Annotated in this window: 14 protein-coding genes and 1 tRNA gene; 14 read left to right on the plus strand and 1 reads right to left on the minus strand. The window is 58.0% G+C overall.

Annotation, left to right across the window (positions count from 1 at the left end):
* Positions 1–425: 425 nt before the first annotated feature.
* The 4 genes from I2D41_RS00790 (at position 426) to I2D41_RS00805 (ending at position 5740) form a co-directional block, all read left to right on the plus strand.
* Positions 426–2867, plus strand: a complete 2442-nt coding sequence (locus I2D41_RS00790; protein WP_195363225.1) for a tetratricopeptide repeat protein — start codon at positions 426–428, stop codon at positions 2865–2867.
* A gap of 162 nt (positions 2868–3029) precedes the next feature.
* Positions 3030–4115: an AAA family ATPase gene (locus tag I2D41_RS00795; protein ID WP_229042026.1), complete on the plus strand. Its 1086-nt coding sequence runs from the start codon at positions 3030–3032 to the stop codon at positions 4113–4115.
* Between the two features lie 206 nt (positions 4116–4321).
* Positions 4322–4412: transfer RNA gene (locus I2D41_RS00800), tRNA-Ser, on the plus strand.
* A gap of 176 nt (positions 4413–4588) precedes the next feature.
* Positions 4589–5740: a TM2 domain-containing protein gene (locus I2D41_RS00805; RefSeq protein WP_035136829.1), complete on the plus strand. Its 1152-nt coding sequence runs from the start codon at positions 4589–4591 to the stop codon at positions 5738–5740.
* Positions 5741–5900: 160 nt separating this feature from the next.
* Here the strand turns inward: I2D41_RS00805 and I2D41_RS00810 are convergent, their stop codons facing one another.
* Positions 5901–7241 carry a D-alanyl-D-alanine carboxypeptidase family protein gene (locus I2D41_RS00810; protein WP_195363226.1) on the minus strand — a complete coding sequence of 447 codons (1341 nt, stop codon included), beginning with the start codon at positions 7239–7241 and terminating at the stop codon, positions 5901–5903.
* A 197-nt stretch (positions 7242–7438) separates the two neighbouring features.
* Between I2D41_RS00810 and I2D41_RS00815 the strand changes: the two genes are divergently transcribed.
* From I2D41_RS00815 to htpG, 10 genes are all read left to right on the plus strand, one after another.
* Complete coding sequence (locus I2D41_RS00815; RefSeq protein ID WP_195363227.1) at positions 7439–8134, plus strand: response regulator transcription factor; 696 nt, start codon at positions 7439–7441, stop codon at positions 8132–8134.
* Positions 8135–8160: 26 nt separating this feature from the next.
* Positions 8161–9399 carry a sensor histidine kinase gene (locus I2D41_RS00820; protein ID WP_195363228.1) on the plus strand — a complete coding sequence of 413 codons (1239 nt, stop codon included), beginning with the start codon at positions 8161–8163 and terminating at the stop codon, positions 9397–9399.
* Between the two features lie 103 nt (positions 9400–9502).
* Entirely contained in the window at positions 9503–10378 is an 876-nt protein-coding gene (pstB, locus tag I2D41_RS00825) for a phosphate ABC transporter ATP-binding protein PstB (RefSeq protein ID WP_229042027.1), read from the plus strand.
* Between the two features lie 64 nt (positions 10379–10442).
* The gene (locus I2D41_RS00830) at positions 10443–11171 is read left to right on the plus strand and encodes a response regulator transcription factor (protein WP_089572665.1); all 729 of its coding nucleotides are present in this window, start codon (positions 10443–10445) and stop codon (positions 11169–11171) included.
* A gap of 3 nt (positions 11172–11174) precedes the next feature.
* A complete protein-coding gene (locus I2D41_RS00835) occupies positions 11175–12599 on the plus strand; it encodes a sensor histidine kinase (protein ID WP_271741619.1) in 1425 nt (474 codons plus the stop codon).
* 194 nt (positions 12600–12793) lie between these two features.
* Entirely contained in the window at positions 12794–13450 is a 657-nt protein-coding gene (locus I2D41_RS00840; protein WP_161160361.1) for a YveK family protein, read from the plus strand.
* Between the two features lie 2 nt (positions 13451–13452).
* Positions 13453–14190, plus strand: coding sequence for a CpsD/CapB family tyrosine-protein kinase (locus I2D41_RS00845; RefSeq protein WP_035136836.1), 738 nt, complete (start codon positions 13453–13455; stop codon positions 14188–14190).
* A gap of 17 nt (positions 14191–14207) precedes the next feature.
* Positions 14208–14858 (plus strand): tyrosine-protein phosphatase, encoded by a 651-nt coding sequence (locus I2D41_RS00850; protein ID WP_022094060.1) that lies wholly within the window; start codon positions 14208–14210, stop codon positions 14856–14858.
* Positions 14859–14897: 39 nt separating this feature from the next.
* On the plus strand, positions 14898–15398 hold the full coding sequence (locus I2D41_RS00855) for a GNAT family N-acetyltransferase (RefSeq protein WP_195363229.1): 501 nt from the start codon (positions 14898–14900) through the stop codon (positions 15396–15398).
* 201 nt (positions 15399–15599) lie between these two features.
* Positions 15600–17624 carry a molecular chaperone HtpG gene (gene htpG / locus I2D41_RS00860; RefSeq protein WP_195363230.1) on the plus strand — a complete coding sequence of 675 codons (2025 nt, stop codon included), beginning with the start codon at positions 15600–15602 and terminating at the stop codon, positions 17622–17624.
* Positions 17625–17751: the final 127 nt, after the last annotated feature.

A 17751-nucleotide genomic window follows, 5' to 3' on the forward strand; every position in this document is an offset into this window, starting at 1 on the left:
CTGACTACGAATCAGAACGTCATAGGTTCGAATCCTATACGCCGCACCAATTGAAATTGAAAGCCTCCGGCGACGGGGGCTTTTCTTTTATGCCGCCACCGCATGGATTCGAACCTCGGTCGAGGCGCGGGCGTAAAGAAAACGCGGAGCGTTTTTAGCCCGCGGGCGAGCGCGCCGGCAGGCGGGCGAAGCCGGTGCGGATCCGCGCAGCGGATGCGCGGAATCCTATACGCCGCACCATTTGAGATTAAAGCTCCCGGCAACGGGGGCTTTTCTTTTACGTAAGCACTGCATGGATTCGAACCTCGGTCGAGGCGCGGGCGTGAAGCGGACGATTTCTTATCGACTCGTGTAAGATTCCGAGTAGGTATCGCGGCCTATCCGCGACCGCTCCTTCTCTAGACGACCGATCAGGGTGATATTTCGTGGCAGAGCGTCCGACATACAGGCTCAGGTTTCTCGATCCCAAGAAGCGCTTTCCGGCGATGCCCGAGCAGCCTGCGGGACGCTCATATGGCGTGGTCTGGAAACTCTTTGGCGAGGATCAGCTTGAATCTTGTTATGTCGTCGAATTCGTTGGCAAAAGTCATGTGTCGCTTTTGGGCTACGTAAGCGTTTCGGGTGAGGTGTACAAGGTGGACCGCCCCGTCAGCGAGGCTCCGCTGCCCAACGATCCCGACATGGAACTGGTCCTTGACGAGTCGGATTCCAGTATTGGTGAGATTATGGTAAGGGAAGCCAACGGTGCAATGCGCGCGTGTGCGCAAACTGCCGGCTCTCCCGAAGGCCCCATGCGCGAGCAGTCCGACCACGAGACATGGAATTCGACCCGCGCCCTTCCTTACGGCGAGTTCATGGCCTCGATGTTCTTGCGCTACGTGATATTTGCCAACTCCGAAAGCGCTATTGTGAACACGGCGGACGCCGGCGGACTCGACGAGGGTATGCAAAACGTTGTCGACAAGATCAAGCTCGTAAAGTTGCCCGAGCCGGTCGAGGTGTTTTTGGGCTTTAACACGGCACCGCTCCCCGATGCTATCGAGACGCTGCTCTACCGCGTTGACCATGCCGAGAATCCGAGCGGTATCGAGCGCTATGCCGCCGCCCTTATGAGCGAAATTGACTTGCCCCGCCTGCGCACCATCGCTGCCAAGTCCGAGATGAGCCTGGCTCGCATTGATCGCTCAAAGATTTTCTATCTCAATTTTGATCGTAGCCTGTTGGACCAGGACGAGATTGACATGCTGCTTGCCATCGAGTGCCGTCTCAACCGCCTCTCCGGCATCCTTGAGCGCATCGGGGCCGGATTGGTCCCTGCGGCATCCTCGCCGAGTCTTGAGGGCTGCGCGCTCTTTGATGCGTGGCATATCGCCAAGACGACCAACGATGTTCCCCGACTGCTCGATACGGCCTCGAGCGATAACCCGTGGGGCAAACCGGGTACGGTGGCTTGCCGGCCGGGCGGTGAGTGGGATGTGCGTACCCGCTTCGCGCGCATTGTCGAGGCGCTTAACGTGGTCACGCGGCTCGACTATACCTATCGGGCAAACGTTGCCGAGGGGATTATGCTCGTTCGGTTTGGACGCTCTGTCGTTGATGCCATGCCGCAACGTGAATACGACGCTCAAGATGACGCCTGGCGCGAGCTGGACGAGGACACGCGCGCGATCTGGGCCGCGGAGCACGATGCGCGCGTGGCACTCACGCTTGCGGCAGCGTGTTTTGCCGCGGGCACCTGCATCACGCGCTGTTATGTGCAGATTGCTGCTCCCGACAGTGAGCAGGGTGAGCGCGTTGTCGCAACGTATTTCTTTGGGCGCGCGGCCTATCTGGCCGATTGCGTGCCTGTCGCCAAGGATCTTGAGAGCATGGACATGGACGATATGCCGTGCAAGCGTGTGCTTGAGGCGTATGAGTCAACCGCTCCGGAGACGATTGAGCCTGCGGAGGTTCATGCTCGTCCGCGTGATGACCATCGCACGCTGCCGCCGGCGCTGCGCGATCTGCTGCTTGCCGATACGGCTGACGAGTTGGAGGTCATGGAAGAGGACGACGACCCATACGTGGCCCGTGTTGTTGAATTGCGCGAGCAGGCAAAAGTCGACCGTACAGGTGCTTTTGAAGGCTTTTCCCGTCTTGTCGAGGAGTTGGAGGCTAAGTGCGCCGTCGCCGAGCTTTTGGCGACAGGTCCGGTTCAAACGCAGTTTTGCGATAACCAGCTGGTGCGCATGGTGCTACCGGTGTTGGAAGAAGACGACTCTGTGCGGATCCTTCGTGCGCCCGATGCGCTGTACTTTGCCCAGCACGAGATTTGCAGCTTTTACGCCGAGCAAGAGGACTTTGAACGAGCACTGCCCGAGGTGCGCCATCTTTACGATCTGGCGCGCTCGTCCATGCAATCGCACTTTGCGCTCATCAACGTGCTTGCGCGTCTGGAGCGCTTTGACGAGATTATCGAGGTGGCGCGCCACGGCCTACGTATTGCCAGCGATCGTTCTGCAATTGGCTACCTGTTCTACCGCTTGGCGTTTGCCTATTGGAATTGCGATCAGCTCGACCTGGCGCTGGCTTGTTACCGTCTAGTGCCGCGCGGTGAGGAATCGGGCAGCAGCGCGCTGGAAGAAATGCAGGGCCTCATGAACGAGATGGGCGTCAGCGAGCCGCCGACGTTCGAGGAAGCGGTCGAGACCATCCGCACGGCTGGACTTGAGCTGCCGCCAGTGTCCGCCGTGACGAATCAGCTGGCGGATGCCGCCGTGCAACTGGTCGACAACGGCTTTCTTTTCCTTGCACGCGGTTGCATCTTCCAAATGTGGCGCACCATGGGTAACGACGAGCTCGGCTCCCTCAACCGCTCGCTGGGGTAGGGGCGATATAGAGGGGCCGCACCGCGCTATTTGTATCGGCGCGGGCGGGAGGACCCGGCAGGATTGGTAAGGCATAAAGCCGCCGAGCCTGCTAAAACTGTTAAACTCTGCTAAAGTTGCTAAACTTTGTTAAAGTTGTTAAAACTAGCAGAGGAGGGCAGAATGATGAAAGCTGTTAACCCCTTTAAGCCAACGGCGGGCATGAATCCGCCTGAGCTTATCGGACGGGACACTGTTTTGGATGACTTTGCCGAGGCTCTTGAGAATGGTCCTGGTGCCCCCGATCGACTCATGCGCATCTCGGGCGTCCGAGGCACAGGTAAAACGGTGCTCCTTAATGCATTGGGTGACCTTGCACGCAAAAAAGGATTCGAGGTCGTTGACGTTGCCTCCAATGCTGGTTTTTGCAATAGAATCCTCGAGGCTCTGCAGCGAAACGTTCGTCTTGAATCAATCTCGATTTCCCCATCGATTTTAGGGGTCAGCCTTGGCTCCATGGAGATGTCGAAGTCGGCCTCTCATCTGGGCGAGGCGATGTACGATGCTGCGAAGCGCGGTGGTCTGCTCATTACGCTCGACGAGATCCAGGATGCCTCAACTGAGGAAATGCGCGAGCTAGGCAATGAGATGCAGCTCTTGATCCGCCAAGGAGCGAATGTCGCTTTCGCTTTCGCCGGGCTGCCGACATCGGTAGATGGCGTGGTGGTGGATGATACGTTGACGTTCCTTCAGCGAGCCAAACATGTTGAACTTACTCGGCTTTCCGATTTTGAAGTTGGCGGATCGTTTGAGGATACGATGAGACGAGCGGGCAAGGAGCTCGACAAAGGTGCCGCTGAGCTATTAACAAAAGCTTCGGCAGGCTATCCCTTTATGGTCCAGCTGGTCGGATATTACGCTTGGCAGGTTGCTGCGCGCAGTGGGGCGGAGAGCGTGAGCGAAGAGGCGGCTCGTAAGGGTATCCAGGCGGCTCTTGATAGCTTTAATGCTATGGTGATTGCCCCAGCGCTGCGCAGGGTGTCGGAACGGCAGTTTCAGTATCTCGCGGCGATGGCTCAATGCGAGGGCGTCGATATCGCCAACGGCGATATCGCCAAGAAGATGGGTTTGTCGGCGAACAAAGTTGGGTCATATCGCAAGCGTCTGATCGATGCGGGGTTGATTGAGCCCGCGGGCTATGGCTGTGTTTCGTTTGCAATTCCGTACATGCGCGATTATCTGTTGGAGACCGTTCGAGAGGACAAATAAAGAATGGGCTGTCCGCGCTGTCGCTGGGGCCGTTCTTGTATCTTTGTCTCAACCTGTAACATCTGGAGGGGATTACGGCCTGCAGATGTTACAGGTTGAGATGATTGACTGAGACGTTTACTGGTAAAAGAGAGGTAAAAGAGGAAACGCCTCAAAATTCCCCTTGCCCAACTTCGGCTGTTTGGTTACTATAGAACGGCTGTTACGGAGAGCTGACCGAGAGGCCGAAGGTGCTCGCCTGCTAAGCGAGTATGCCCCAAAAGGGCATCTGGGGTTCGAATCCCCAGCTCTCCGCCAGTATGACTTTGAAGAAGGGTCCCATTTGGGGCCCTTTTTTATTATCAAGAATGGCAGCTGGGGATTAGAGTCCGAAAGGGCGTGAACATTAGGCAAACACGGGGCGCTTGAAAACGGGGAGACCCAGGCGTGCTCGTGCACCCCGGTGTGGGGTTCCGAGGGGATGGAGTAGAAATATGGTAAAGGTCGGGCTGCGTAAGCCGAATCTAAAGACATCACTCAAGGCAAGAACGACCGGCAGAGCGAAGCGCGCGGTAAAGCGGGCGATAATCCCCGGCTATGGTAAGAAGGGCATGGGGTGGATCAAAAATCCGAAGAAGGCTGCTTACAATGCCGTATACAGCAGAACGACCGTCGGAGTTGGGGATGTCGCTCGCGCCGTTGCTAAATCAGGCGCTCGGAGCTCGGCGTCAAGGACGTCCTCAATTACTGTTTCATCGCATGAAATTACACCTTTGGCGAAGCCTGAACAGAAATCTCTCACTCGAGAGATTACGTCGGTTGACAGGGCAAACAAGGCGCTTTTGCTATGCTTCCTTCTTGGGTGGTCGGGCGCTCATAGGGCGTATGCACGGATGTGGGGTAGCTTCTTTCTATATCTCTTTACCTTTGGCCTTTTTGGATTTGGTTGGCTGTTTGATATTGTGACACTACTGATGAGACGCTCCGAGCTAAGGCGTCTCGGCGACAGTGATCAGACTCAACAGCAAGCGCCATGTTCCGTTGATTCTACATTCGATCGAAATGTCGCCGACTCCGGAAATTGGGAACAGCGTGGAGATGGGGAGGCTGCGGCTCGGCTAGAGCTTCAACGTAAAAACCGTGCCTATATGGAAGAAAACGGCATCGACGTGGAGATGTTTACCGAGGAAAAGGTCGCGGCGGACGCCTTGCGAACCATTGAGTCGGTATGCCCGTGCATGCTTAGGTTTGACCGAGGCATGAGCGAAGAGGAGCCAAGCATCAGCTTTTGCTCTCCAACAAAGACGGGGAAGATGCCCAAGAATGTCGTCGAGGCCCGCATTTACCATCAGGACGTGAAGCTATTGATGGATTCCCACGGCTTCGAATTGCCGGAGTATGGTGACAGCATCAATGTCATGATTAGTTATCTAGCTGATGGGCGCATAAATAAAGTCGATATCCATGGGTTCCATAATGGCCGCTCCGTTAGTGTTTCCATTCGCAGGCGGAGCGACGATCTTGTTATGACGAGTGCGGGCACCATCGGAGAAACGGGTGCCTGGCAATCGCTGTGTCCTGGGGCAGACCCCTCAGCTGGGGATCTTTTCAGGGCCTTGACCAAGGAGGTCGAAAGGATCTACTAGCATGCCCGGTGGACCCGTTTTCAAGGTCCGAAAAGACACAGCGAAGGTAAACGGCTAGCAATGTCGCTTTGGTGATTCTGACGCATCCCGTTTAAGAGGTATTCAAAAAGAGGCGCCCGTTGGACGCCTCTCCAATCTCAAATGTAATGTTCCCCCAGCCCTACATCTCAGGAGCCTTGGCTACGGTCTCGCTCTCTGCCGCAAGTGGGCGGTTGTCGATGCGACGGCCCAAGCGATCGAGCTTCACAAGGAGCCATTCAATGGGATTCGGCCCTGCGCCTTCCTCGTCGGCAACTAGGTCCATGACGGCGATCTTGGTGCCGTCCTGCTTGAGCGTGACGCTACCCACCTTGTCGCCCACATGCACCGTGCCCGAAAGATCGTCGTAGCCAATCTTTTCGGTCACCTTGCCGGCAAGGGAAAACACGGTCGCTTGCGCCGTGGGATCGGCGAGTGTGGCGTCGATCGTCTTATCCGTCCAGTCGGTTTGGCCAATGCGCGCCATAAGCGGGTTGCCGTTGGCGGTCTTTTCCTGCGTGTTGGCGATTGCGACCGTCACCTTGTGACCGTAGTACCAATTGGCAAGGGCGGCGGTATCGGTAAAGCGCTGATCGGTGGTGGTGGAGTTCAAAATAACGGTGTAGATCTCGTCGCCGTCGCAGTTGTAGGCGCTCGTAAAGCAATAGCCTGCATCGTCGGTGGTGCCAGTCTTGCCACCGATGTTGCCATCTTGGCCCAGCAAATAGTTATGCGTGTCCATGGAATGCGAATGGTCGGTGCCGTCGGCGCCCGTGACCTCGATCCAGGAATCCTCGCTCGCTACGACCTCGCGGATCGTGTCGTTTTTCATGGCCTCCTGCATCATCAGCGCTACGTCGTGTGCGGTTGAGTGCATATCGCCAGCCCACTCATCAAAGTCCAGACCATGCGGGTTTTCAAAAAGCGTACCGGTGCAGCCGAGCTTCTTAGCGCGCTCGTTCATGGCCTTCACAAATGTGGCCTCGGCGTCTTTGGTCTTAGGGTCGATCTTCTTGCCCACATATTCGGCGAGCACGATGGCGGCGTCGTTGCCCGAGGGAATCATCAGGCCGCGCAGCGCCTGCTCCACGGTAAGCTTGTCGCCTTCGAGCAAGCCGGCGGTCGAATTGCCCACGGTGGCTGCGGCGTTGCTCACCGTGACCTTCTCGTCCATCTTGCAATTCTCGACGGTTAGGATTGCGGTCATGACCTTGGTGATCGAGGCGATTTTGACCTGCTCATCGGCGCCGCGCCCATAGTAGACGGTGCCGTCTTTGCCCATGACGAGGGCATTGGTCGCATCGATATCGGGCAGGTTTTCGGCCGTGATGCCGCGCGCATCGGCGGTTTTGCCGCAAACATTGTCGGTCGTGAGCACTTGGGCGCCGGCGACGGTGGGCGCGCCAGCGGCAAGAGCGATAGCGCAGACAAAGCCGGCGGCAAGCTGGGCTGAGCGCTTTGCAAAAGAGGTGAGGGACTTCACAGATTTCGCTTTCGACGGGATGGTCTCTTCTGGAACTAGAGTATATCGTTTGCCGGCGTCGGCGATCATCGCGTGCGTGTGTGGCCCACATCCGCGCCCGAACGGGCACAAGGGTGCTTAAGGTCGACTTAATCACCCACGCTTGTTGTGTGTGGCGTGCGTCGCCTCGGGCATAATGGAGCGCGAGAGGAGCACGCATGAACGAGCACATTTTGGTAGTTGATGACGAAAAGGCCATCGCCGACTTGGTTGGTATCTACCTTACAAAAGAGGGCTTTGATGTCCAGATTGCCTATAGCGGGGCCGATGCTGCCAAGGCAATCTTGGAGCAGGAGTTCGATCTGGCGCTGCTGGATGTCATGCTGCCCGATATCGATGGGTTTGAGCTGCTGCGTACGATCCGTTCCAGCCATACCTATCCCGTGATCATGCTGACGGCGCGCGATGCCCAGCAAGACAAGATCGGGGGCCTTTCGCTTGGCGCGGACGATTACGTGGTTAAGCCGTTCCGTCCGCTGGAGCTCATCGCGCGCGTGCACGCTCAGCTTCGCCGCTACACCAGCTACGGTAGCCGTGCACAGGCGGCCGAGTCGCCGACCATTCAGCTCGACGGCTTGGAGATCAACCGCGACGCTCGTTCCGTGACGGTGGACGGTGCGCCGGTACGCCTCACACCCACCGAGTATTCAATCTTGCTGTATCTGGTCGAGCATCGCGGCAGCGTGGTGGCCGTGGAGGACCTGTTCCGCGCGGTGTGGAACGAGGACTTTATGCCCGGCTCCAACAATACGGTGATGGTGCATATTCGCCACCTGCGCGAAAAGATCGGCGACGACGCACAAAAGCCACGCTTTATCAAAAACGTCTGGGGCGTCGGCTACATCATCGAATAACGCTTTTCGCTTGTGAGGATCTTGATATGACAAAAGACGATAGGCAAGCGTTCGAGGTGCCCGATCGGCTCTTTGAATACGTGAGGTCGGTCGTCGACAACCGCGCGCTTGCAACGGTGCTGCTCTTTTTGCTGAGCCTGCTGCTGATTGGCATCGACAACATCGTCGGAATCTTGGCGGTGCTGCTTGTCGGCTTTTTGCTGATCGATCGATTTGAGATCGTGTGCCGCTGCGTGGTGATTGGCGGCGCCGCGTGGGCCATGACGTTGGCGATTGGCGCCATGGCGCTCGGCGGCATCGAAGGGCCGGTGCTGTTCGATGCCGGCTTTGTATTCAACATGCTTGGCTTTGTGCTGGCGCTTGCCGCGTGCGTGCTGTTCTTGTGTGGCCGCGCCCTGTACTACCAGGGCTACGAGCAGGGCGAGCAGCATGCCGATTGTGTGCTGGCCGCTCGTATTCAAGATCGCCTGATCGATCACCCCGACACCTGGGATAACATCGACGGCGACTTCTTGGAGGTCGAGGGCGCACTCAACCGTGTGCGCGATCGCGAGCGCAAGGTGCAGCAGGCCTTGCGTGACGAGTCTCATCGCAAGGACGATCTGGTCACGTACTTGGCACATGACCTACGCACCCCGCTTGCCAGTGTGGTGGGCTATCTTTCGCTGCTTCAAGAGGCTCCCGATCTGCCGGTTGAGCAGTGTGCTCGATTTACGGGCGTGGCGCTCGACAAGGCGCATCGGCTCGATGCGCTCATTGAGGAGTTCTTCGACATCACGCGCTTCGACTTTCACGACATCGTGCTCACGCGCGGTTACGTCGACTTGGGGTTGTTGCTGGCACAGGTGGCCGACGAGTTCTATCCCATCCTCAACGAGCAGCATAAGGATGCCCACGTTGATATCTGCGAGGACCTGACGGTGCTCGTGGACGGCGACAAGATGGCCCGCGTCTTCAACAACATTATGAAAAACGCCGTCGCCTATAGCTACGAAGGCTCGACGATCACGATTGAGGCGAGGCGCATGGATGATGGCGGCGTGCGGGTGCGTTTTATCAACCAGGGCGATCCGATTCCGGCGGCAAAGCTCAAGGTGATCTTTGAGAAGTTTTACCGTCTGGATGCGGCTCGTGCGACCAATCGTGGCGGTGCCGGTCTGGGCCTTGCCATTGCCAAGGAGATTGTCGCGGCGCACGGCGGCGCCGTTGCGTGCGAATCGACGCCCGAACACACGATATTCACCATCGAGCTGCCCGCCGCATAGCCAGGCTGCCCTTACAAACACTTGACAATGCGCTCACGTGCGTATGAGCCGCAATTCCTACTATCGATACTGCTGAATTGATATCGATATGGAGGTATGCGGTATGACGGCTGCTGCGGCTATGGAGCCCACGGAGCTTGAGGAACTCATGGAGGCGCAGGCCGAGGCCGCGCACGAGCGCGAAGTTGGGGATGCAACGCGCCCCACGGCAGAGGACCTTGCCGCCTCGCCGACGCGCATTGATGTTGAGGGCCTCGACCTGTTCTATGGCGACCATCATGCGCTCAAGGACGTGAACATCAAAATCCGCGACAAGCAGATTACCTCGTTCATCGGGCCTTCGGGCTGCGGAAAGTCCACGCTGCTGCGCTGCTTTAACCGCATGAACGATGGCATCAAGGATTGCCGCATCGAGGGCAAGATTTCGCTCGACGGCCAGAATATCCTGGGCGATTACGACATCTGCCGCCTACGTCAGCGCGTGGGCATGGTCTTCCAGCGCCCCAACCCGTTTCCCATGAGCATCTACGACAACGTGGCCTATGGTCCGCGCGGCATGGGCGTGCGCGATCGCGCCGTGCTTGATGAGCTGGTCGAGGACTCCCTGCGCCGCGCCGCACTGTGGGACGAGGTCAAGGACAAGCTCAAGGAGTCGGGCCTGGGTCTTTCGGGCGGGCAGCAGCAGCGCCTGTGTATCGCCCGTGCGCTTGCCGTGCAGCCCGACATCCTGCTGATGGATGAACCGACCTCGGCCCTCGATCCCGTGTCGACGCTGGTGGTCGAGCAGCTGGCCTGCGAGCTCAAGGAGACGTGCACGTTGGTGGTCGTTACACACAACATGCAGCAGGCCGCGCGTATTTCCGATTCGGTTGCGTTCTTCTTGTTGGGCGAGCTGGTGGAGCACGCGCCCACCGCGCAGCTCTTTAAGAATCCGACCGATCCGCGCACGGCGGATTATTTGACGGGCCGTTTTGGCTGATACTATCGAGTGCAGGCGCCTTTAGGGTTAAGATGCGGTCATACCGGCCGCAAAGGGGTTCAACATGATCTACTACGTCGAGGACGATGACAACATCAGGGATTTGACGGTCTATGCGCTGCGTAAGCAGGGGATCGAGGCCGAAGGCTTTTCGTGCGACGGTGAGTTTAAGGCTGCCGTGGCGCGACGGGTACCCGATGCCGTCCTGCTCGACATCATGCTGCCCGATACCGATGGCTTGGCGATTATGCGTCGCCTGCGCGCCGATCGCCTGACGGCGACGGTGCCCATCATGATGCTTACCGCCAAGGATACCGAGCTCGACAAGGTGATGGCGCTCGATGGCGGTGCCGACGATTACCTGACTAAGCCGTTTTCGCTCATGGAGCTTGCGAGCCGCTGCCGCGCACTGCTGCGTCGCGGCGGCATGGTCAAACAGGCGAGCGATGTGCTCAGCGTGGGCGACATCGTGCTCTCGCCTAGCCACCGCGAGGTAACCGTTGCCGGTGAGCCGCTCAAGCTCACCCTGCGCGAGTTCGACCTGCTCGAGTACCTCATGCGCAAGCCCGGCGTGGTCTTTACCCGCGAGTCGTTGCTGCAGAGCGTGTGGGGCTGGGACTTCGACGGCGGTTCGCGCACCGTTGACGTGCACGTGCAGACGCTTCGCCAAAAACTGGGCGAGCATGCCAGCGCCATCGAGACCGTACGCGGCGTGGGCTACCGCTTGGCCGAGCCTTCTGCCGGTGATGGTGCCGAAGGTGACGACACCGCGGCCACCGCATCGGAGGAGTAACCCGTGGTCTTCGCCCCCCAGGGAAAACATACGCTGTCGCACCGCGTTTTTGTGACGATCTTTGTCTGTGCCATGGCGGTTATCGTGGCGTTTACGGTGCTGGGTGCGTTCTTTGTGCAAAACACCTTGGCGGATGCCACGAGTGCCAACCTGGCGCAGGAAACCGAGCTCATTGCTGCCGCCCTCGACGAGCAGCAGGAGCCCATCCCGTTCTTGCGTAGCCTCGATCGCGAGGACTTGCGCATCACGCTGATTAACAAGGATGGATCGGTTGCCTACGACAACGAGGCGTCGCCTTCCACACTGCCCAACCATGGCGATCGCCCCGAGGTCATCGAGGCCTTTGAGAGTGGTTCGGGTTCCGCGGAGCGCGCAAGCTCTACACTCGACGAGATTATGCTGTATCGCGCCGTCACCCTTGATAACGGCCAGGTCGTTCGCTTGGCGCAGGCCCAGCCTGGCGTTGCGGCGATTTTGCTGTCGATGCTGGCGCCGATGCTGCTTATCGCAGCAGCGGGTGCAGTACTCTCGTTTTTTATGGCGCGCCGTGAGTCCCGTGCCATCATCGCGCCGTTGCAAGAGGTGGATTTGGATCACCCACGCCGTAGCTATGAGCACGCCTATGCCGAGATGGTCCCCATGCTTGAGCGTATCGAGTCGCAGCGCCAGGAACTCAAGCGCCAAATGGCGGTGCTAGCGGACAACGACCGTATGCGCCGCGAGTTCACGGCGAATATCACCCATGAGCTCAAGACGCCGCTTACGGCGATTTCGGGCTATGCCGAGCTCATCGCAAACGGCATGGTCGAGGGCGAGGGCGACCTGCGCAACTTTGGCGGTCGCATCTATCGTGAGGCGGGCCGCTTGGCAGCGCTTGTCAACGATATCCTTACGCTGTCTAACTTGGACGAGGCCGAGCGTGCAACTGAGGGCGAGGCGGTGCCCATTGGTTCCACGGAGCCTATTGAGCTCTCGCGTGCCATCTACGCGGTTGAGCAGCGTCTTGAACAGGTCGCCCGTCAGGCGAATGTGACGATAAGTCATGAGACCAAGCCTGTGGTCATCGAAGGCGTGTCGCGCTTGATTGACGAGCTCATCTATAATCTGGCGAGCAACGCCATCCGCTACAATCGACCCGGCGGTACGGTTACGCTGCAGTGCGACACCAACGACGAAGGCCATCCGTTCCTTGCGGTCGCCGACACGGGAATCGGTATCGCGCCTGAAGAACAGGGCAAGGTATTTGAGCGGTTCTATCGCGTGGACAAGAGTAGGTCCAAGGCGCGCGGCGGAACCGGTCTGGGGCTTGCCATTGTCAAGCATGCGGCCCTGTATCATCACGCCACGCTCGATCTGTCGAGCGAGTTGGGCGTGGGAACCACCATTACGGTGACGTTTCCCATACAGCAGGACGAGCCATTCGCATAGCGATACAACATAGGTATTGATGTAGACGCCGCATTTGACTTTCGGGTGCGGCGTTGTTGTGCAATTTTACGATTGCTTCCGACATTTTTACAGAGAGCCTGTTTCTTATGTATAGAGTTTGGTCTCGGTAAAAAGATGCGATAACATACGGACAGTTTTGTCAATCCGAACTGGGGAAATGAAAGGCAAGCTGCATGACCCTTCTCGAACTGTTCCAGCTGCTGAAGAAGCACCTTAAGCTGGTCATCACCCTTCCGGTGGTCTGCGCGATCGCCATGGGCATCGTGTCCTTCGTTGCGATGGACAACACCTACACCGCGACGACGAGCATGTACATTCTCGCCAAAACCGACGATAGCGGTCAGATGAGCTACAACGATCTCTCGGCGAGCCAGATGCTTTCCAACGATATCGCCACGCTGCTGGATAGCGATAGCGTTAAGAGCGGTGCTGCCAATGAGCTGGGCCTTGCTGACCTGGATGACTACAAGGTGTCTGTTTCCTCCGAGACCACCACGCGTGTCATTACGCTTTCGGTTACCGGCACCGATGCCAAGGAGACGGCTAAGGTCGCAAAGGCCATGGCCAGCTCGGTGAGTACGGTCGCTCAGAACGTCGGCGCTGCCCAGAGCATCAACGTTATCGACGAGGCTAAGACTCCCGAAGTCCCCAGCGGCCCCAAGCGTATGCTGTACGTTGCTGTCGCGTTCCTCGCGGGCATCTTTATCGCAGTTGCCTATGTCGTTTTGGCAGACATGCTCAACACCCGCATCCGCGGTGCCGAAGAGGCAGAAGAGCTCCTGGGCATTCCCGTTGTTGGCCGAATTCCGGCTATGAAAGGTGGTAAATAGGCATGGCTAAGGCAAAGAACACCGATAAGCTCGTTGTACAGAATGCCGCCAAGACCCTTCTGGCCAACATCCGCTTTGCGAGCGTGGACGACCCCATTCGCACCATCACCGTTACGTCCTCGATTCCCAACGAGGGCAAGTCTACGGTTTCCATCAACCTTGCCCAAGCTATCGCCACCAGCGGCAAGAGCGTCCTGCTGGTCGAGGCTGATATGCGTCGCAGGTCCCTTGCCGATATGCTCGGCGTCCGCTCCCGCGGCGGACTCTATGCAGTCCTTTCCGAGCAGGTTTCTATTGACCAGGCGATTGTCGAGACGGGTCAGAAGAACTTCTACTTCCTCGATGCCGAGCCGCATATTCCCAATCCTGCCGACATCATCGTCTCTCACCGCTTTGCCAAGCTGGTAAAGGCGCTGTCCGCCAAGTTCCAGTACGTCATCTTTGATGCTCCCCCGGTCGGCACCTTCATCGATGCTGCCGAGATCGCAAGTCTGACCGACGGTGCGCTTTTTGTCGTGCGTGAGGATTTCACCAAGCGCGAGGAGGCGCTCAACGCCATCGGTCAGCTTAAGAAGTCCGAGAAGGTCAAGCTCATCGGTACCGTTATGAACTACTGCGAGACCGAGACCAGCGAGTACTACTACTCCTACTACACCAAGGACGGTAAGAAGGTGAAGAAGGGCTCCGACGATCAGGGGACTTCCAAAAAGGGCATCTTCACCAACCGAGCAAACGTTTAGTTGATTAAGGCTGACCTATGCGTGACATTCATTGCCATATCTTGCCGGGTGTAGACGACGGCGCCGCCGATCTCGATGAGAGCTTGGCGATGCTCGAGGCTGCCAAGCGGGCCGGTGTAACCAGAATCGTTTGCACTCCTCACTGCCGTGATCCCTATTTTGATTACGACAAGATGTGGGATGCCTTTGAGCTGCTGCGTGATAACGCTGACGGTTTTCCGCTCCAGATGGGCTTCGAGGTCAACCATCGAAAGCTCGTTGAGCTTGGTATCGATGCCGCGGAGCACTTGCATTTCGATGGGACCAACGAGTTTCTGCTCGAGCTTTCGACGCATGCCGATGCGTATGCGTTTAGAGAGTACGAGAACACGATTTACGATTTGCAGTGCCGTGGCTACCAGGTGATCATCGCTCATCCTGAGCGCTATCGTGCGGTTCAAAAGGATGTAAGCGTGGCGGAGCGCCTGGTCGATATGGGCTGCAAGCTGCAGGCTTCGGCGGACTTTATTGCCGGCGGTCGCTTTGGTCGCGAGAAAAAGCCGGCACAGCGCCTGTTCGATCAGAACCTGTACAGCTTCATCGCGAGCGATGCCCATAACGTGGGTCATTACGATTGCCTGGCGAAGGCTCGCGCGAAGTTTAGTGTGCGCGGAGCTCATTTTCGCTAATATCTGTCCCTAACGTTCGCATTGAATGAAAGGGCAGCCATGGATATCCAACTTAAGACGGGATGCTTTGATGACGCGGCGTTGGTGCGCCGCGTCGTTTTTATGGACGAGCAGGGCTACGAGAATGAGTTCGACGCTATCGACGAGGATCCGAACTGCATTCATGTGACGCTCTATGTAGACGACGAGCTTGCCGGTTGCTCGCGCGTGTTTCCCGAAGAGCTTGAACGCGTGGCTGACGCAGGGGCCCCGGTGTTGCCGGCATGCGACATGGACGAAGACGTTGCGGCGGGGGAGACCTACATTATGGGGCGCGTCGCCGTGCTGCCGGCTATGCATCGTCGCGGACTGGCGAGTGCGATCGTCGAGGCCAGTGCTTCGTGTGCACGCGATGCCGGCGCTAAGCTTATTAAGCTGCATGCGCAGGAATACGTGTTGCCGCTCTATGCAAAGGCGGGCTACACGCAAATTGCCCCGGTAGATTACGAAGACGAGGGCCAGCCCCATGTCTGGATGGCCAAGCGCGTAGATGGCAGATAGAGACGTTCCTTTTCTGCCGGCGGTTGGGGACACTCCTTGGCAATTGACGCATTGGAGCGCTTAGACATACAGTTTTTCGATTCCGTATGTATATATGCGCGCTAATGGGTTATAAAATCTAAGTCTGAACATAGCAGGTCTGCGATTCGGCTCGGGCGACCGGGCCGTTTTTGCGGACGGGGTTACGCGAAAGGACTGCACATGCGTCAATTTAAGACCGAGAGCAAAAAACTGCTCGACCTCATGATCAACTCCATCTACACCAATAAGGAAATCTTCCTGCGCGAGCTTATCTCTAACGCGAGCGACGCCGTCGACAAGCTCAACTTTAAGAGCCTGCAGGATCCGAGCGTCAAGATCGACCAGGGCGACCTGGCTATTCGCGTTTCCTTTGATAAAGACGCCCGCACCATTACCATCTCGGATAACGGCATTGGCATGACCGCCGAGGAGCTCGAGCGCAATCTGGGCACCATCGCCCATTCCGGCTCCGAGGAGTTTAAGACCGAGAACGCCGAGCAGCAGGGTTCGGATGTCGACATCATCGGCCAGTTTGGCGTGGGCTTCTACTCGGCTTTTATGGTCGCCAGCCATGTGAAGGTCGTCAGCCGCGCCTATGGCGAGGATGTCGCCCATGTGTGGGAATCCGACGGTCTTGAGGGCTACACCATCGAGGACGGTGAGCGCGCCGAGCACGGTACCGATGTCATCCTGACGCTGCGCGAGAACGAGAAGCTCGATGCCGACGGCGAGGCCGAGACCTACGATCGCTTCCTGACCGAGTGGGGTCTCAAGAGCCTGATTCAGCAGTACAGCAACTATGTGCGCTACCCGATTCAGATGATGGTGTCCAAGAGCCGCCAGAAACCCAAGCCCGAGGACGCCGGCGACGATTACAAGCCCGAGTACGAGGACTACCAGGAGCTCGAGACCGTCAATTCCATGACACCGATCTGGAAGAAGCGCAGCTCCGATGTCGAGCAGAAGGACTACGACGAGTTCTACAAGTCCACGTTCCACGACTTTGACGATCCTGCGCGCACCATCAGCTTCCATGCCGAGGGCACGCTCGAGTACGATGCCCTGCTGTTTGTGCCGGGCCGCGCGCCGTTCGATCTGTACAGCAAGGATTACGAGAAGGGTCTGGCACTCTACAGCTCCAACGTCCTGATCATGGAGAAGTGCGACGACCTGCTGCCCGACTACTACAACTTTGTCCGCGGCGTCGTGGATTCCGCTGACGTGTCGCTCAACATCTCGCGCGAGACGCTGCAGCAGAACCGTCAGCTCAAGGCCATCGCCAAGCGTGTGGAAAAGAAGATTACCGCCGATCTTGAGGATATGCGCGACAACGATCGCGAGGCCTACGAGAAGTTCTTTGAGAACTTTGGTCGCGGTCTTAAGTACGGCATCTACTCGAGCTATGGCATGAAGGCCGATGAGCTCGCCGACCTGCTGCTGTTCTGGTCTGCCAAGGAACAGAAGATGATTACCCTGGCCGAGTATGCCAAGGGCATGCCCGAGGATCAGAAGGCCATCTACTACGCCGCCGGTGACTCGCGTGAGCGCTTGGCCAAGATGCCCGTGGTAAAGGGCGTGCTCGACCGCGGCTATGACGTGCTGCTGCTGACGCAGGATGTGGACGAGTTCACGTTCCAGGCTATGCGTGAGTACGTTGCCGCCGATATGCCCAAGATCTACGAGGACGATGCTGCCCGCGAGGCTGCCGAGAAGGCTGTGGCCGACGGTGCCGAGCCCGAGGTCGAGGATCGTCATCTAGAGCTCAAGAACGTTGCGACTGGCGATCTTGATCTGGCGACCGAGGACGAGAAGAAGGAGGCCGAGGACGCCACCAAGGAAAACGAGGACCTCTTTAGCGCTATGAAGGAGGCGCTCGGTGACAAGGTCGAGAAAGTTGCCGTCTCCGCGCGCCTGACCGATGCCCCCGCTTGCATCACCACCGAGGGCCCGCTTTCGCTTGAGATGGAGAAGGTGCTCCAGAAGGGACCCGAGGGCGCGCCCGACGGTATGCCCAAGAGCCAGCGCGTGCTCGAGCTCAACGCCAAGCACCCGGTCTTTGCCAAGCTCGTCGCTGCTCAGAAGGCGGGCGACACTGACAAGATCAAGCAGTACTCAGGCTTGCTCTACGATCAGGCCCTGCTGGTCGAGGGCATCCTCCCCGAGGACCCCGTGGCCTTCGCGGCGGCTGTTTGCAACTTGATGTAGTTAGGTAGTTACGCGGTTTTACCAAACCGCGTAACAGCTCGACGCTGCCCTCAGTTCCGCCGTTCTAACGAACGGCGGACCAGTCGACGCTGCGCGGGCGCCAGAGCGACAACTTGTCATTCAAAGA

The organism is Collinsella aerofaciens (genome assembly GCF_015552075.1).
In the GTDB taxonomy this organism is placed as follows: domain Bacteria; phylum Actinomycetota; class Coriobacteriia; order Coriobacteriales; family Coriobacteriaceae; genus Collinsella; species Collinsella aerofaciens_Y.

What these genes read in the sequence shown, in the direction of transcription:
- I2D41_RS00815 (WP_195363227.1), top strand. Translation starts at nt 7,439, where the DNA reads ATGAACGAGCACATTTTGGTAGTTGATGACGAAAAGGCCATCGCCGAC.
- I2D41_RS00830 (WP_089572665.1), top strand. Translation starts at nt 10,443, where the DNA reads ATGATCTACTACGTCGAGGACGATGACAACATCAGGGATTTGACGGTC.
- I2D41_RS00795 (WP_229042026.1), top strand. Translation starts at nt 3,030, where the DNA reads ATGATGAAAGCTGTTAACCCCTTTAAGCCAACGGCGGGCATGAATCCG.
- htpG (WP_195363230.1), top strand. Translation starts at nt 15,600, where the DNA reads ATGCGTCAATTTAAGACCGAGAGCAAAAAACTGCTCGACCTCATGATC.
- I2D41_RS00820 (WP_195363228.1), top strand. Translation starts at nt 8,161, where the DNA reads ATGACAAAAGACGATAGGCAAGCGTTCGAGGTGCCCGATCGGCTCTTT.
- I2D41_RS00845 (WP_035136836.1), top strand. Translation starts at nt 13,453, where the DNA reads ATGGCTAAGGCAAAGAACACCGATAAGCTCGTTGTACAGAATGCCGCC.
- I2D41_RS00805 (WP_035136829.1), top strand. Translation starts at nt 4,589, where the DNA reads ATGGTAAAGGTCGGGCTGCGTAAGCCGAATCTAAAGACATCACTCAAG.
- I2D41_RS00855 (WP_195363229.1), top strand. Translation starts at nt 14,898, where the DNA reads ATGGATATCCAACTTAAGACGGGATGCTTTGATGACGCGGCGTTGGTG.
- pstB (WP_229042027.1), top strand. Translation starts at nt 9,503, where the DNA reads ATGACGGCTGCTGCGGCTATGGAGCCCACGGAGCTTGAGGAACTCATG.
- I2D41_RS00840 (WP_161160361.1), top strand. Translation starts at nt 12,794, where the DNA reads ATGACCCTTCTCGAACTGTTCCAGCTGCTGAAGAAGCACCTTAAGCTG.
- I2D41_RS00850 (WP_022094060.1), top strand. Translation starts at nt 14,208, where the DNA reads ATGCGTGACATTCATTGCCATATCTTGCCGGGTGTAGACGACGGCGCC.